The 15,315-nt window shown below is 71.9% G+C and carries 16 protein-coding genes; 10 read left to right on the forward strand and 6 right to left on the reverse strand.

Going from position 1 to position 15,315, the window contains the following annotated elements:
* Nucleotides 1–21 precede the first annotated feature (21 nt).
* From ABZ887_RS25990 to ABZ887_RS26025, 8 genes are all read left to right on the forward strand, one after another.
* Nucleotides 22–1,308, forward strand: a complete 1,287-nt coding sequence (locus ABZ887_RS25990) for an RICIN domain-containing protein (protein WP_361293482.1) — start codon at nucleotides 22–24, stop codon at nucleotides 1,306–1,308.
* A 148-nt stretch (nucleotides 1,309–1,456) separates the two neighbouring features.
* Nucleotides 1,457–1,711, forward strand: a complete 255-nt coding sequence (locus ABZ887_RS25995) for a hypothetical protein (RefSeq protein WP_361293485.1) — start codon at nucleotides 1,457–1,459, stop codon at nucleotides 1,709–1,711.
* Nucleotides 1,708–2,076, forward strand: a complete 369-nt coding sequence (locus tag ABZ887_RS26000; protein WP_361293488.1) for a helix-turn-helix domain-containing protein — start codon at nucleotides 1,708–1,710, stop codon at nucleotides 2,074–2,076. The genes ABZ887_RS25995 and ABZ887_RS26000 overlap by 4 nt, the downstream gene beginning before the upstream one ends.
* Nucleotides 2,077–2,212: 136 nt before the next feature.
* The gene (uraD, locus tag ABZ887_RS26005) at nucleotides 2,213–2,725 is read left to right on the forward strand and encodes a 2-oxo-4-hydroxy-4-carboxy-5-ureidoimidazoline decarboxylase (protein ID WP_361293491.1); all 513 of its coding nucleotides are present in this window, start codon (nucleotides 2,213–2,215) and stop codon (nucleotides 2,723–2,725) included.
* A 4-nt stretch (nucleotides 2,726–2,729) separates the two neighbouring features.
* The gene (gene uraH, locus ABZ887_RS26010) at nucleotides 2,730–3,134 is read left to right on the forward strand and encodes a hydroxyisourate hydrolase (protein ID WP_361293494.1); all 405 of its coding nucleotides are present in this window, start codon (nucleotides 2,730–2,732) and stop codon (nucleotides 3,132–3,134) included.
* Between the two features lie 4 nt (nucleotides 3,135–3,138).
* Nucleotides 3,139–4,041, forward strand: coding sequence for a factor-independent urate hydroxylase (gene pucL / locus ABZ887_RS26015; protein ID WP_361293497.1), 903 nt, complete (start codon nucleotides 3,139–3,141; stop codon nucleotides 4,039–4,041).
* A gap of 120 nt (nucleotides 4,042–4,161) precedes the next feature.
* Nucleotides 4,162–5,538, forward strand: coding sequence for an 8-oxoguanine deaminase (locus tag ABZ887_RS26020; protein ID WP_361293500.1), 1,377 nt, complete (start codon nucleotides 4,162–4,164; stop codon nucleotides 5,536–5,538).
* A 256-nt stretch (nucleotides 5,539–5,794) separates the two neighbouring features.
* Nucleotides 5,795–7,174, forward strand: a complete 1,380-nt coding sequence (locus ABZ887_RS26025; RefSeq protein WP_361293503.1) for a nucleobase:cation symporter-2 family protein — start codon at nucleotides 5,795–5,797, stop codon at nucleotides 7,172–7,174.
* On the opposite strand, the gene ABZ887_RS26030 is transcribed toward ABZ887_RS26025, so the two are convergent.
* Nucleotides 7,159–7,968: a chitosanase gene (locus ABZ887_RS26030; protein WP_361293506.1), complete on the reverse strand. Its 810-nt coding sequence runs from the start codon at nucleotides 7,966–7,968 to the stop codon at nucleotides 7,159–7,161. The two genes, ABZ887_RS26025 and ABZ887_RS26030, sit on opposite strands and share 16 nt — an antisense overlap.
* 82 nt (nucleotides 7,969–8,050) lie before the next feature.
* Nucleotides 8,051–9,142: an Lrp/AsnC family transcriptional regulator gene (locus ABZ887_RS26035; RefSeq protein ID WP_361293509.1), complete on the reverse strand. Its 1,092-nt coding sequence runs from the start codon at nucleotides 9,140–9,142 to the stop codon at nucleotides 8,051–8,053.
* A gap of 134 nt (nucleotides 9,143–9,276) precedes the next feature.
* Between ABZ887_RS26035 and ABZ887_RS26040 the strand changes: the two genes are divergently transcribed.
* Nucleotides 9,277–10,542 (forward strand): amidohydrolase family protein, encoded by a 1,266-nt coding sequence (locus ABZ887_RS26040; protein WP_361293512.1) that lies wholly within the window; start codon nucleotides 9,277–9,279, stop codon nucleotides 10,540–10,542.
* Nucleotides 10,542–12,113, forward strand: coding sequence for an AbgT family transporter (locus ABZ887_RS26045; protein WP_361293515.1), 1,572 nt, complete (start codon nucleotides 10,542–10,544; stop codon nucleotides 12,111–12,113). Before ABZ887_RS26040 ends, ABZ887_RS26045 begins: the two co-directional genes overlap by 1 nt.
* Before the next feature lie 5 nt (nucleotides 12,114–12,118).
* On the opposite strand, the gene ABZ887_RS26050 is transcribed toward ABZ887_RS26045, so the two are convergent.
* Genes ABZ887_RS26050 through ABZ887_RS26065 form a run of 4 tightly spaced genes read right to left on the reverse strand, consistent with a single transcriptional unit; the run spans nucleotide 12,119 to nucleotide 15,306 of the window.
* On the reverse strand, nucleotides 12,119–12,901 hold the full coding sequence (locus tag ABZ887_RS26050) for an alpha/beta hydrolase (protein ID WP_361293518.1): 783 nt from the start codon (nucleotides 12,899–12,901) through the stop codon (nucleotides 12,119–12,121).
* Between the two features lie 35 nt (nucleotides 12,902–12,936).
* Nucleotides 12,937–13,941 carry an LLM class flavin-dependent oxidoreductase gene (locus ABZ887_RS26055; RefSeq protein ID WP_361293521.1) on the reverse strand — a complete coding sequence of 335 codons (1,005 nt, stop codon included), beginning with the start codon at nucleotides 13,939–13,941 and terminating at the stop codon, nucleotides 12,937–12,939.
* Nucleotides 13,941–14,261, reverse strand: a complete 321-nt coding sequence (fdxA, locus tag ABZ887_RS26060; protein WP_361293524.1) for a ferredoxin — start codon at nucleotides 14,259–14,261, stop codon at nucleotides 13,941–13,943. Before fdxA ends, ABZ887_RS26055 begins: the two co-directional genes overlap by 1 nt.
* Before the next feature lies 1 nt (nucleotide 14,262).
* The gene (locus tag ABZ887_RS26065; protein ID WP_361293527.1) at nucleotides 14,263–15,306 is read right to left on the reverse strand and encodes an NAD(P)/FAD-dependent oxidoreductase; all 1,044 of its coding nucleotides are present in this window, start codon (nucleotides 15,304–15,306) and stop codon (nucleotides 14,263–14,265) included.
* Nucleotides 15,307–15,315: the final 9 nt, after the last annotated feature.

Raw genomic sequence — 15,315 nt, forward strand, 5'->3', positions numbered from 1 at the left:
GATCACTTCGGAAGGAACACCATGTCCGGCAAGAACAGCCCGCGGCACCAGCCGACGACGGGCGAGACGGAGCCGGGCGCGGCCCCGGACCCCACCGCGGGCAGCGCGCCCGGGGCCGGTGCGCCGGCGGCCCAGGCCGCGGCAGCGGCGGCCCCGCCCGCCGGCGGTGAGCCGGAGACCGGTCCCGGCGAGTCGGAGACCGGTCCCGGTGAGACGGAGACCGGTCCCGGTGAGACGGAGACCGCCGCGAGGGCGGAGGCGGCTCTCACGGCCCGGTCGCGGCCCGCGGCCGAGACCCCGGCAGAGGCCCAGGCCCCGGCTGCGCGGGCCTCCACGACAGCAGGTGCCGACGCGGGCACCGGCCCGGAGACAGCGGCCGGCGCCGGCCCGAGCCCGGAAGCGGCACCCGACGGCCGTGCCGACGCCGACACCGAGGCCGAAACGGCTGCCGGCGCCGTGGCCGGGGGCGGAGCCGGTGAGGAGGTCCTGGCGGCCCCTGCCTTCGGCCGTCCCTCACGGGGGCTGCTGGCCGGAGCAGCGATCGCGGGGGCGCTGTTGATCGGGGTGCCGTTCCTGGTGTCGGGCATGCTCGGCAGGTCGGGTTCGGACGGGAGGACGTCGGACCGGGCGGCCGAGGCCGGCACCGTACTGAACGGGGCGACCACGGACGGCGGTCCGGGCGCCTACGGTTCGGCCACCCCGGACCCGGCGTCCTCCTCGCCGACCGCGTCGCCCTCGCGGCCGGCGGGTGACGGCAAGAAGAACGCGGCGAAGAAGGGTGCGGGGGCCGCGGCCGCGGGCGCGGGCGCCGGGGTGGTCGCGGGCAGCTCCGCGCAGGCACCCAAGAAGGCGTCCTCCGGCGGGAGTTCCAAGAAGAAGACCACCGGCACCAAGGCCACGGTCACCGCCACGGTGACCAGCGCGCCCGGCACCACCATCTACAGCCACGCCTCCAACCGGTGCATCGAGATGGTGGGGCACAAGGGCGCGGACGGCTCGCCGCTGGAGATCTGGAACTGCAACGGCAAGAACTGGCAGAAGTGGGACTTCCGTTCGGACGGTACGATCCGCTCGATGGGCCTCTGCATGGACGTCGCCTGGGGCTCCTCGCAGAACGGCGCGGTGATCCAGCTCGCGGTGTGCAGCGGCAACCCGGCCCAGCAGTTCCGCCTGAATTCCAGCAACGACCTGGTCAATCCGCAGGCGAACAAGTGTGTGGACGTCAAGGACGAGCAGACCGGCAACGGCACCCGGCTCCAGCTCTGGGACTGCAACGGCCAGGACAACCAGAAGTGGAGCACCCGCTGACCGGGCGGAGGGGCGCCCTGGTCGGTTAGGGTCGGCTCGTGGCGGACGCAGCGGCTCCGTCGCGGTGGAACTGACTGGCCCGGGGTGTGTCGCGGCTGTGCGGCGGTCGGCCGAAGCCCAGGTCAGAGGTGCGTTTTCTGGGGGCGCAATGCGATTGAAAGTAGAGTTCACCACCGAGCCCTTCGACCTCGACGAGGCCCCTGCGCACGCGCTGGTCGCCCGTGAGGTCATCGAGGCGGCCGAGCTGGACGCGGTGGACGTCGGGCCGTTCGGGAACACGGCGGAGGGCGGCTCCGACGCCGTGCTCGGTGCCGTGGACGCGCTGCTGCGCAGGGCCCTGGAGGCCGGGGCCACCCGGATCTCGCTCCAGGTCAACGTGGTGGGGGAGGGTGGCGACCAGTGACCGGAAACGGGGACGAGCCCCTCATCACCGCCGTGAAGCCGCTGGTCGACGCCATGGGCGGGGAGATGCTCCCGCCCGACGAGGCCGGCCCCGACGACGTCGTGCTCGCCTGGGAGGGCGTCGACGTGGTCGCCGTACGGCTGCCGCAGCTCGCGGACTCCCTCGATCACATCCTGGCGGCCATGGAGCGCAAGCAGGGCAAGCCGCTGGCCGACCTGGACCGCAAGGCGAAGCAGGAGGTCGTGCGCATACTGGAGGCGCGGGGCGCCTTCTCCGTACGGCACGGCGTGGAGACCGTGGCGAGCGCGCTCGGGGTGAGCCGCTTCACCGTCTACAACTACCTCAATCGCGAGAAGGAGAACTGACCCGCGGAGTGTGCCGGGGTGCGTCCGGGGGTTGTTACGCGGAATTTTCAACAAAGTGTTGACGCCGGGTTCTGCAGGGCGTTAGCTAACGGCAGCCCGTTCAGCACGAAGGCCGCCCACGGCCACGGAGGCTCCCGTGACGTCGACTTCCACGCCCCCGGGCCTGGCCCGGTTCAACGACCTGGAGGAGCAGGCGGCCCTCGCCGCCCTCCACGAGGCGTGCGCCTCCACGGCATGGGGCCGGCGCCTGCTCGCCGCCCGCCCCTACGCCACCCCACAGGCCCTCTACTCCGCCAGCGACGCCGCCATGGCCGAGCTGAGCACGGCGGACCTGGCCGAGGCCATGGCCGGGCACCCGCCGATCGGCCGTCCCAAGCCGGGCGACCCCACCTCGGCCCGGGAGCAGTCCGGCATGGCCGGCGCCGCGGACGGCCTCAAGGCGGAGATGCTCGAACTCAACCTGGCCTACCAGGAGCGGTTCGGCCATGTCTTCCTGATCTGCGCCACCGGCCGCAGCGGCGAGGAGATGCGGGACGCGGTCAAGGAGCGGATCGGCAACCCGCCCGAGACGGAGCGGGAGATCGTCCGCACCGAGCTGGGCAAGATCAACCGTATCCGGCTCGCCCGACTCGTCGAAGAGGACGCCTGACACCATGAGCACCAGCACCACCGCCTTCGTGTCCACCCACATCCTGGACACGAGCGTCGGCCGTCCCGCCGCAGGCGTCGCCGTCCAGCTCGCCGCCCGCGCCGGCCGGGAAGCGGACTGGCAGGCGCTCGGCGGTTCCGCCACCGACGCGGACGGCCGGTGCAAGGACCTGCCGGCGCTGCCGGAGGGCACCACACACGTACGGCTCGACTTCGCCGTGGAGCCGTATTTCGAGAAGTCCGCGAAGAAGCAAGCCGATGCGCAGCAGGACGCCCCCGCGAATCGGGACAGCGGACCGGCCGTGTTCTTCCCGGAGGTGGCGATCACGTTCGCCGTCGTCCCGGGCGAGCACTACCACGTACCGCTGCTGCTCAACCCGTTCGGCTACTCCGTTTACCGAGGGAGCTAGCTCTATGCCTACGATTCTTGGACAGAACCAGTACGGCAAGGCCGAGAACCGGGTCGTGAAGATCACGCGGGACGGGGCCACCCACCACATCAAGGACCTCAACGTGTCGGTGTCGCTCTCCGGCGACATGGACGAGGTCCACTACTCCGGCTCCAACGCCAACGTCCTGCCGACCGACACCACCAAGAACACGGTGTTCGCCTTCGCCAAGGAGCACGGCATCGAGTCCGCCGAGCAGTTCGGCATCCACCTCGCCCGGCACTTCGTGACGAGCCAGGAACCGATCAGGACGGCCCGGATCCGTATCGAGGAGTACGCCTGGGAGCGTATCGAGGGCTCGGACACCGGGCATTCGTTCGTGCGCCAGGGCCAGGAGACCCGGCTCGCCCAGATCACCTACGACGGCGAGCAGTGGGAGGTCGTCTCCGGACTCAAGGACCTGGTCGTGATGAACTCGACCGACTCCGAGTTCTGGGGCTACGTCAAGGACAAGTACACGACCCTCCCCGAGGCGTACGACCGCATCCTGGCCACCCAGGTATCCGCCCGCTGGCGCTTCAACTGGTCCGGCGACGAAGGGGAGACGCCCGACTGGGAGGAGTCCTACGAGCAGACGAGGAAGCACATGCTCCAGGCCTTCGCCGAGACCTACTCCCTCTCGCTCCAGCAGACCCTGTACCAGATGGGTTCGCGGATCATCGACAACCGCGGCGAGATCGACGAGGTCCGCTTCTCGCTCCCGAACAAGCACCACTTCCTGGTGGATCTGGAGCCGTTCGGGCTGAAGAACGCCACCGAGGACGGTGCCGTGTACTACGCCGCCGACCGGCCCTACGGCCTGATCGAGGCGACCGTCCTGCGGGACGGCTGCGAGGCGAAGATCCCGGTGGACCTCACCAACCTCTGACCAGACTCCCCACCTCGGCACCCGCGGCCGGCGGGGTTCCCGCTCCCCGGCCGCGGCACTCAAATCTCCAGGGTCCTGCCGTGCCCACATCACAAGTCCACTGAGCGAAAAGGACGAACCATGGCAGCAGACCAGCGCATCGTCATCGAGAACTGTTCGATCGCGACCGTCGACGCCCACGACACCGAGTACGCCGACGGGCACGTCGTCGTCGCCGGCAACCGCATCGAGTCGCTCGGCGCGGGCCGCGCCCCCGAGGGCCTGGAGAACGTCGTACGCCGGATCGACGCCACCGGCCACCTGGTGACCCCCGGCCTGGTCAACACCCACCACCACTACTACCAGTGGATCACCCGGGGCCTGGCCACCGACCACAACCTCTTCGACTGGCTGGTCGCGCTGTACCCGACCTGGGCGCGCATCGACGAGCCCATGGTGTACGCGGCCGCGCAGGGCTCGCTCGCGATGATGGCCCGGGGCGGCGTGACCACCGCGATGGACCACCACTACGTCTTCCCCAGGAACTCGGGCGACCTGTCCGGCGCGATCATCCGCGCCGCCCGCGAGACGGGCGTCCGCTTCACCCTCGCCCGCGGCTCCATGGACCGCAGCGAGAAGGACGGCGGCCTGCCCCCGGACTTCGCCGTCGAGACCCTCGAAGGCGCCCTCACCGCCACCGAGGCCACCGTCGAGGAGCACCACGACCCCTCCTTCGACGCGATGACCCAGGTGGCCGTCGCCCCCTGCTCGCCGTTCTCCGTCTCCACCGAACTCCTCCGCGAGGGCGCCCGGTTGGCCCGCCGCCTCGGGGTCCGGCTGCACACCCACGGCTCGGAGACCGTCGAGGAGGAGCAGTTCTGCAAGGAGCTGTTCGGGATGGGCCCGACCGACTACTTCGAGTCCACCGGCTGGCTCGGCGAGGACGTGTGGATGGCGCACTGCGTCCACATGAACGACTCCGACATCGCCGCGTTCGCCCGCACGAAGACCGGCGTCGCCCACTGCCCGTCCTCCAACGCCCGCCTCGCCGCAGGCATCGCCCGCGTCCCCGACATGCTCGCCGCCGGCGTCCCGGTCGGCCTCGGCGTCGACGGCACCGCGTCCAACGAGTCCGGCGAACTCCACACCGAACTGCGCAACGCCCTCCTCATCAACCGCCTCGGCGCGCACAAGGAGGCCGCGCTCACCGCCCGCCAGGCGCTGCGCCTCGGGACGTACGGCGGCGCCCAGGTCCTCGGTCGCGCAAGCCAGATCGGCTCCCTCGAACCCGGCAAGCTCGCCGACCTGGTCCTCTGGAAGCTGGACACCCTCGCCCACGCCTCCATCGCCGACCCGGTGACCGCCCTGGTCCTCGGCGCGGCCGCCCCGGTCACCGCCTCCTTCGTGAACGGCCGGCAGATCGTCGAGGCGGGCCGCCTGCTGCACGTCGACGAGGACACGATCGCCCGCTCCACCCGGGCCGAGGCCCAGCGGCTGGCGCAGCTCTCCGCGCGGTAACCCCGCTTCTCCGCAAGTCACCTGAGCTCCGGTCGGGAGGGACGGCTCCCGGCCGGTGGCCGTGGACCCCGAAAGGGGCCCACGGCGGCCGTCTCCCGGGCGTGCGCAGCCCTGCGCGCGCCCGGGACGGTCACCGTCCTTCGGTCCCTCCCCCACTCTCGGCTTCGCTCGAGCGGGAGGTGCCCCCATGACCGCCGCACCACCTCCCTGAAACCCACGTCAGAGCCGACGTGTCAACCGACCGGAGGAGCCGCCCGTGTCCGCGCATCCCGTGCACCCCGTCGACGAGAAACTCCCCGCCCTGAAAATGGCCACCACGGGCCTCCAGCACGTGGCCGTCATGTACGCCGGAGTCGTCGCCCCGCCCCTCATCGTCGGCGCGGCCATCGGCCTCACCGGCACCGAACTGACCTTCCTCACCGGCGCCTGCCTCTTCACCGCGGGCCTCGCCACCTTCCTCCAGACCCTCGGCATCTGGAAGATCGGCGCCCGGCTGCCCTTCGTCAACGGCGTCACCTTCGCCGGGGTCGCCCCGATGACCGCGATAGCCGCCTCCACCCACGACAAGTCCGACGCCCTGCCGGTCATCTTCGGCGCGGTGATCGTCGCCGGCCTCCTCGGCTTCCTCGCCGCCCCCTTCTTCAGCAAGGCGGTCCGGTTCTTCCCGCCGGTCGTCACCGGCACGGTCATCACCCTCATCGGCGTCTCGCTGCTCCCGGTGGCCTTCGGCTGGGCGCAGGGCCCCGACTCGACGGCCGACGACTACGGTTCGGCGAAGTACCTCGGGCTGGCGGCCGCGACGCTCGTCATCGTCCTCCTCCTGCGCCGGTTCACCCGCGGCTTCGTCAAGCAGATCGCCGTACTCGTCGGCCTGGTCGCGGGCACGGCCGTCGCGATCCCGTTCGGCGTCACGGACTTCGGGCCGGTCGCGGACGCGGACGTCGTCGGCTTCCCGACGCCCTTCCACTTCGGCGCCCCGCAGTTCCAGGTCGCCGCGATCGTGTCGATGTGCGTGGTGATGGTGGTCTCGATGACCGAGTCCACCGCGGACATGCTGGCGCTGGGCGAGATCGTCGAACGGCCCGCCGACGAGCGGACGATCGCGGCGGGGTTGCGCGCCGACACCCTCGGCTCGGCGATCAGCCCGCTCTTCAACGGGTTCATGTGCAGCGCCTTCGCGCAGAACATCGGCCTGGTCGCGATGACCCGGATCCGCAGCCGGTTCGTGGTCGCGGCCGGCGGCGGCTTCCTGGTGCTGATGGGGCTGTGCCCGACGGCCGCCTCGCTGATCGCCGTCGTACCCCGCCCGGTGCTCGGCGGCGCCGGGGTGGTGCTGTTCGGCTCGGTGGCGGCCAGCGGCATCCGGACCCTGGTCGGGGCGGGCCTCGACAAGGACGAGAACATCCTGGTCCTCGCCGTCTCCCTCGCCGTCGGCATCGTCCCGATCACCGCGCCGGACTTCTACCACGCCTTCCCGGAGACGGCCCGGATCGTCCTCGACTCGGGCATCTCGACGGGCTGCGTGGCGGCCGTGCTGCTGAACCTGGTCTTCAACCACCTCGGCCGGCGGCGCGCGGCAGGCAGGGGCACGACGGAGGCCGCCGTACCCCTCGCCGCGCCTCAGTCGATCTCGTAACTGTCCCCGTACACCTTCCACTTGAGCGGGGTGTGCAGGTCGAGGTTGCCCGCCTTGAGGAACACCCGCTGGGCGGTCTCGACCCGGCTGACGTCCCGGTGGGCGGCCTCCTGCCGCATCGCCCACACGCGGGCGTCGAGGAAGGCGCCGAGGTACGCCCGCTGCCCGCCGCCGTCCGCCGGGGTCGCTGCGTGCCTGCGGGCCCGGGCGCGGATGCCGCCGAAGGCGAGGGTGCCGGCGCCGGGGCCGTGCATGACCATCGCGTCGTAGTAGACGAACTGCCCGAGCGTGCCGAGACCGTCCTTCTTGGCGCGCGCGACGGCGGGGTCGAAGTAGACGCGGTCCCGTTCGTGGCGCTGCGCCCTGCGGAAGGCCGCCGTCCTCGCCGCCTTCCGCCAGGCGGCGGGGAAGCCCGGGGCCAGGCCTTTGTGGCTCGCGGTGCCGTTCACCGCCCGCAGCGCGGGAAGATACTTCGCCAGCGGGTTGTCCGCGTCCCACTCCGTGTACAGCTCGACCAGCGCCAGCATGTCGCCCGTACCGGAGCAGAAGCCGATGATCCCGCCGGTGTAGCCGCGCCCGTCCCCGATGTCCTCGATGTACTTGTACTGCGCCTGCCAGTCGAGGGACGAGTTCTCCGCGCTGCTCACCAGCCGCATCGCGATGTCCTTCTTGACCGGGTCGGCCAGCCCGGTCGCGTCCGCCGCCTCGGCCGAGGGCCGGCGCGAGGTCAGCAACGCGGCGCCCGCGGCGGCGAGCAGGGTGCGGCGGGCGGCTCTGAGGTGCGGGATCGGCACAGGTACTCCCAAGCAGGGGGCTGTCAAACGATGTTGAGACTGGCGCGGCAACTTGGGAAAGCGATGGGGTGACGGTAGGAAGTCACTGTGAGCCGGCGGGGGAACGCGCGACGAACGAGTGGAGCTGTGCCGAGTCCTTCAGCGACGGCGGCTGCAGCGGGACCACCCCCACGCAGCGGCCGTCGTGGTCGAGCAGCCGGCCCATGTGCTTGACCGTGCGCAGCACCACCGAGCGGTCGGCGACGGTCAGCCGGGGCAGCTTGCGGGAGAGATGGGCCTCGAACGCGTGCACGTCGCGCAGATCGCGCAGCCAGACGTCGATCATCAGGTTGTACGGCCCGGCCGAGATCGAGCACGAGCGGACCTCGCGCACCCCGGCCAGCACCCTGCTGGTCTCCTCGACGTACTGGCCCGGCACCGAGGCGAAGTAGACCGCGGACAGCGGCCAGCCCGACAGCGGCCGCGCCAGGTCGCAGCGCAGGCAGAGCCGGGAGGCGAGCAGCGACTGCACCCGGCGGCGCAGGGTGGTGAGACTGGTCCCGGTGGCCGCCGCCAGGTCGCGCAACGACATCCGGCCGTCCACGCTGAGGAGTTCGAGCAGGCGGGTGTCCAGCTCGTCCCAGCGCGACTCGGCCGGGGTCGCCGGCAGGCCGGACGGCGGGAGCGCCGCTTCGAGGCGGGCCGCCTGGGCCTCGTCCAGGCTGCGCAGCCGCCACCGGCTGCCCTCCGTCGAGACGCCGGTCGAGACGTGCGTACGGGTCGCCCGCACCTCCGGAGTCCGCTGGAAGAGCGAGGTGGTGAGCCGGGCCAGCTCGTCCAGGCTGCGGGTCTGCACCGCGGCCACCAGGTCCCGGCCGCCCGCCGTGAGCTTGATGTTGGGCACCGCCGGGTCCCGCGCGATGGCCTGCGCCACGTCCTCGGCGGCACCCGGCTCGGCGTCCACCTCGACGGTCGCGGTGACCACGATCCGCGGGTCGTACAGCCGGGGGTAGGCGGTCACCCAGGCCAGGCCCGCTTCCTGGAGCCGCTGCCAGCGCCGGGCCGCGGTGACCGGGTTGACCCCGAGCACCTCGCCGACGAGCGTCCACGGCGCCCGGGGATGGATCTGCAGGGCGTGCACGACACACCGGTCCAGCTCGTCGAGCTCCGGGGCGGCACGATCCTGCACGCCCATGGGCGGCGCTTCTCTGCACGCGGCGCGGGAATCCGGCGCGAAGTCTGCATCGTCACACCAGGTTTTCCTCAGCATTCCACACTCCCTTCTCCCGTCCCCGACTGTTCTCGACAGAGGAGGAGTGACCGCATCCCATGACGGAAACCGACGCCCCCCAGACCGCTCTGCGGATCCAAGGCGCCCGCCTCATCGACGGCACCGGCGCCGCCCCGGTGGACGACGCCGTAGTCACCATCGATGCCCAGGGCTCCATCGTCTACGCCGGTCCCGCGGCGACCGCTCCGCCCGCCGCCGACGACGAGCGGAGCGTCGACGCCGGTGGCCGAACCGTACTGCCGGGTTTCTTCGACTGTCACGTCCACCTCGCCTACGCACATGCCGCGCATCCCGGGCGGCGTGCCGAACTCGACCCGGTCCTCGTCACTCTGGACACCGTCACCCGGCTGCGCCAGACCCTGGACGCCGGCATCACCACCGCCCGTGACCTCGGCGGCCTGTCGGCGGGCTTCCGGACGGCCGTGGAGAGCGGCCGCGTCGTCGGACCCCGGCTGCACACCGCCGTACGCATCATCAGCCACACCGGCGGCCACGCCGACGTCCGGCTGCCCGACGGGACCGACCTGAGCGCCGGGATGTCCGAGATCGCCGACGACACGGCGGCGGCCCGGCTCGCGGTGCGCCGGGTGCTGCGTGACGGCGCCGACCTGGTGAAGGTCTGCGCCACCGGCGGCATGGGCAGCCCCTATGACGATCCCGACGACGAGGGACTCCTCGAGGAGGAGATCCGGGCCGTCGTGGACGAGGCCCGGCGGCACGGCGGCAAGCCCGTTGCCGCGCACGCCCAGGGCAACGCGGGCATCCTCAACGCGATCCGCGGCGGCGTCACCAGCATCGAGCACGGCTACGGTCTCGACGAGCGCGCCCTCGACCTGGCCGGCGAGCGCGGGGTGTTCGTCGTACCGACGCTGTCCACCGTCTACGCCGGCATCAACAAGGACACGATGCCGGACTACCACTACCAGAAGAAGACCCGCTGGTCCGGAGTCACCAAGGAGAACATCGCGCGGGCCATCGAGTACGGTGCCCGGATCGCCCTCGGCACGGACGCGGCCGTCGGCCCGCACGGGGTCAACCTGATGGAGCTCTCCTACCTGGTGGACCTCGGCATGGACCCGATGGCCGCCATCGTCGCCGGCACCCGCACCGCCGCCGAACTCCTCGGCGTCGCCGACCGGCTGGGCACCCTCACCGAGGGCCGCACCGCCGACCTGGTCGTCTGCGACGGGGACCCGCTCCGGGACATCGGCGTCCTCGGCGACCCCGCCAACATCGTCTGCGTCGTCCAGGACGGCGTCGTACGCAAGGATCTCCTGCCAGCAACGCCGGAAGGGCGGCTCTGATGTCCTCACTCACCGACCTCCCCGCCCCGAGCGAGTCCCCGGACAGACGGCGCCCCAGCGGCGTCGACCGGGTGCTCGCGCTGATCGAACGCGTCGGCAACGCGCTCCCCAACCCGATCCTGCTGTTCACCGCCCTCTTCCTGCTGCTGGCCGTGGTCTCCACGGCACTCGCGCTCGGCGACGTGCACGTCACCGTCCCCGGCACCACCGACACCAAGCCGATCACCGGGCTGTTCACCGGCGAGGGCGTGCGCTGGCTGACGGAGAACCTCGTCACCAACTTCGCGACCTTCCCGCCCGTCGCCGCCGTCCTGCTCATGATCATGGCGGTGGGGGTCGCGGAGAAGGCCGGGCTCCTGGAGACGGTCATGCGGGCCACCCTGGCCCGTGCGCCCCGGGCGCTGCTGCCGTACCTGGTCGCGCTGGTCGCCTGCCAGGCGCACATGATCAGCGACGTGGCCGCGATCGTGCTGCCGCCGCTGGCCGCCGTGGTCTTCAAGAGCGCGGGCCGCCATCCGGTGGCCGGTCTGATCGGCGGTTTCGCGTGTGTCGGCGCGGGCTATGCGGCCGGGTTCACGATCGGCTCGCTGGACGCCCTCTACATCGGCATCACCCAGCAGGCCGCCTCGGTCCTGCCGGCGGCCAAGGGCCTCGACCTGAACCTTCTCGTCAACTACTTCTTCACCGCCTCCAGCAGCCTGGTGCTCGGTCTGCTGGGCGGGTTCCTCATCAGCCGTGTCCTGGAGCCCCGCCTGGGCGTCTACGAGCCCTCCGCCGACGAGCCGGAGGAGGAGCAGGACCTGGCCCTCACCCCCGTCCAGCGCCGGGGCCTGCTGTACACCGCGCTCGTCGTCCTCGCGTACACGGCCGCGGTGCTGTCGCTGTGGCTGCCCGAGGGCGCCCCGCTGCGCGGCGACGGCGGGGCGCTGGTGCCCTCCCCGCTGCTCACCGGCATCGTGCCGGTGCTGTTCGGGGCGTTCCTGCTGGCGGGCCTGACCTACGGCTTCACGGTCAAGGCGCTCAGCGGCTCGGAGGGCGTGGTCACCGCGATGACCGGCTCCGTGCAGAACATGGCCGGCTACATCGTCCTGATGTTCGTGGCCTCCCAGGTCATCGCCCTGTTCAACTGGTCCAACGTGGGCATCCTGCTGGCGGTGAAGGCGGCCGCCGGTCTGGACGCGATCGGCCTGACGGGCTTCTGGGCGCTGGTCGCGTTCGTGCTCCTCGCCGCCTGCCTGAACCTGTTCATCGTCTCCGGGTCGGCGCTGTGGTCGCTGGTGGGGCCGGTGTTCGTGCCGGCGTTCATGCTGCTCGGCATGAGCCCGGCCCTCAGCCAGGCGGCGTTCCGCATCGGCGACTCGGCCACCGGCATCATCACGCCGATGAACCCGTACGTCTTCCTGCTCCTCGCGATGCTCCGCCGCTACGAACCCGACGCCCGGCTCGGCACCCTCATCTCCCGGCTGGCGATCTTCACCGTGCCGTTCCTGGTGGTGTGGCTGGCGATCCTGGGCGTCTTCTACGGCTTCGACCTGCCGCTGGGTCCCGGCGCGCACATCGGCCTCAAGTGACCGGATTACCCGGCCGCCGCCCAGTCCCGTACGACCTGCGCGAGCTCCCCGGGCAACTGCTCGGGGAGTGGCACATGTCCGCCGGACAGCACCCGGGTCTCGCAGCCGAGAGCCGCCGCGAACTTCTCCAGGGACGGCAGCGAGTAGTGGTCGCCGGGGGCGCACACGGCGAGCGTGCGGGCGGTGATGTCCGGCAGCCGGCGGTCCATCTCGTAGGTACGGACGGCGACATGACCGTCCTCGACGCGGTCCAGGACGGTCAGCGCGTCGACCATGAAACGGGTGAGCGCGGCCTCCTGGCCGACCTCGTAGAAGCCGCGCCGGTGGTTCCACAGGTCGAGGAGGTGGGAGCCGTCGGGCACCGGGTCCACATGGTCGACGGGCTTGCGCTCGGCGGCCGTCCGGCGCTTCTCGTCGTCGATGAACGGGGTGGCGGACAGCACGAGACTGGCCACCCGGTCCTGGAGACGGGCGGCCAGCTCCACCGCGATCACCCCGCCGGTGTGGTGGCCGACGAGATGGAAGCGGTCCAGGCCGAGTTCGTCGGCCAGGTCCTCGGCCGCGTCGGCGAACCGCTCGATGGAGTGCGGCCCCTCGGGCTTGGCGGAGGCCCCGAAGCCGAGGGTGTCCATCGCGATCGCGCGGTAGCCCGCGCCGACGAGTGGCAGCACCTCCAGGTACTCGGTCCAGGAGCGCGGGGTCTGATGCAGCATCAGAACGGGTTCGCCCGCGCCGCACTCGGCGTAGTGCAACTGGCCGAACCTGCTGGGCACATAGCCTTTTCGCACGGTCTTCTCCCTCACTGAAGCTCTCACTTGAGCTCTCACTTGATTCGGGGCAGTACAGCGCTGCCCACGGCCTCGATCAGGTCGGTGGGCGGGTCGTAGGAGCCGACGTGCTGGAGGAACACACCGGCGACCCCGCCCGCCTCCAGGGCGCGGAGCCGGGCGGCGATCTCGTCGGCCGTTCCGAACAGGCAGAACACCTCGGCGAACCGCAGCGCGTTGTCGTCGCTGATCCAGGCCGAGCAGATGTCGACGGCGGCCTTCCAGTCCTCCGCGTGGACCAGGTCGGGGTACACGCCCTCGACCTTCTCCGGCACGTGGACGCCGATGCCCGCGAGGGCCAGGAAGGGCGCCCCGCCGTTCTGGGCGATCGAGGCGCAGATCGGCTTGAGCTGCCGGGCCGCGGCCTCGACGTCGTCGGTGACGGCACAGAACGCGGAGACGGTGAGCGGCGGCCGGGCCGCGCGGGCGGCGGCTCCCTCCTCCACCCGGGCGGCGGCCTGGGCGAGGGTCCGCGGGGAGACCCCGCTGAGCAGGATCACCCCGTCGGCGATCTCCCCGGCCAGCCGCAGGTTCCTCGGCCCGCTGGCGGCCAGGTACAGGGGGACACCGGGGCCCGGGTCGCGCAGGCGTGAGCGGACCCCGCCCGGGAACTCCCACTCCTCGCCGGAGAGGAGGGCGCGCAGCAGGCGGATGCCCTCGCGCATCGCCGCCGAGGTGCTCTGCGGCAGTCCGACGGGGCCGACCGAGCTGTTGCCGACGCCGAGGCCCAGGGTGAAGCGGCCGGGCGCCAGTTCGGCGACGCTGCGGGCGGCGGAGGCCACCACCGCCGGGTGGCGGGTCGCCAGGTTGGTGACGGCGGTGCCGAGACCGATGCGTTCGGTACCCAGGGCGGCGGCGGTGAGCGTGGTGAACACGTCCCGCCACAGCAGCTGGGAGTCCGGGAACCAGACGTCGTCGAAGCCGAGTTGCTCCGCCCGCCGTACGGTCTCCAGCACGCGGTCGGCGCGGTCGCAGGGCGGGACGCGGATCCCGACCCTCATCAACGGGCCTGTACCAGCGGGGTGTCGACGCCCACCGGGCCGAGCCCGTTCGCACCGCCCGGCGTCCCCAGCGGCGCTGCCCGCCCCGGCAGGGTCTCCTCGAAGAACCGCCGGTTGTCGGCCCGGAACTCGGGGTCGGCGAGCCGGTCCACGGTGATCGCCTGCTCGGGGCAGGCCGTCTCGCAGGCACCGCAGTCGATGCACTCGACGGGGTTGATGTAGAGCTTGCGTTCGCCCTCGTAGATGCAGTCGACGGGGCACTCCTCCATGCAGGAGCGGTCCATGATGTCGACGCAGGCCGGGCCGATGACGTAGGCCATGTCAGTTCTCCTTCTGGGCGGGATGCCCGGGGTTCTCGGTCGAGTGCCCGGGGAACAGCGCGGCCTCGGGGTCGATGACGGTGGCCGCGTTGTTCACGGCGGTGGCGACCTCGCCGAAGCCCACCGCGATCAGGCGCACCTTGCCCGGGTAGTCGGTGATGTCGCCGGCGGCGAAGACCCGGGGCAGGTTGGTGGCCATCCGGGTGTCCACGCCGATCCGGCGCGCGTTCAGGCCGAGGCCCCAGTGCTGCAGCGGGCCCAGGTCGGCGATGAAGCCGAGGGCCGCGATCACGGTGTCCGCCGGAACCTCCAGGGTCGCCCTGGTGACGCGGTGCCGCAGCTCCACCCGCTCGACGCGCGCGGTGCCGTGCAGGGCGCCGACCTCGGTGTCGGTGATGATCTCGATGCCGAGGTCGCGGACCTTCTGCACACTCGCGTGGTGGGCGCGGAAGCGGGCGGTGCGGTGCACGAGCCGTACGGACCGGGCGATCGGGGCGAGGACGGCGGCCCAGTCGAAGGCGCTGTCACCGCCGCCGACGACCACCACGTCCTGCCCGGTGTGCTCGACGGGGTCCGGCACGAAGTACACCTGGCCGCGGCCCAGGAAGTCCTCGCCGGCCGGCAGCGGCCGGGGCGTGAAGGTGCCCACCCCGCCGGTCACGACGACCGCCCCGGCCCGGACCACGGCCCCCCGGTCGCTGCGCACGACCGGCAGCAGGTCGGGCCCGTGCGTCAGCTCGACGGCCCGGTGGCCGAGCAGGTAGCGGGGGCCGTACGGCTCCGCCTGCGCCACCAGGTTCGCCACCAGGTCCCGGCCGCGCACCGCGGGGAACCCGGCGATGTCGTGGATGGGCTTCTCCGGGTACATCGCGCTGATCTGGCCGCCCAGCTGCGGCAGGACGTCCATGACGGCGACCCGCAGTCCGCGGAAGCCGGCGTAGTAGGCGCCGTACAGGCCGGCCGGACCGGCGCCGACGATCAGGATGTCCGTCTCGATCGCGCCGGGTGCGTCCGTGCTCGTCGGCACGTCGGTGAGAACACTCATGACCCGGGA

The organism is Streptomyces sp. NPDC047061, from assembly GCF_040643955.1.
GTDB lineage: Bacteria > Actinomycetota > Actinomycetes > Streptomycetales > Streptomycetaceae > Streptomyces.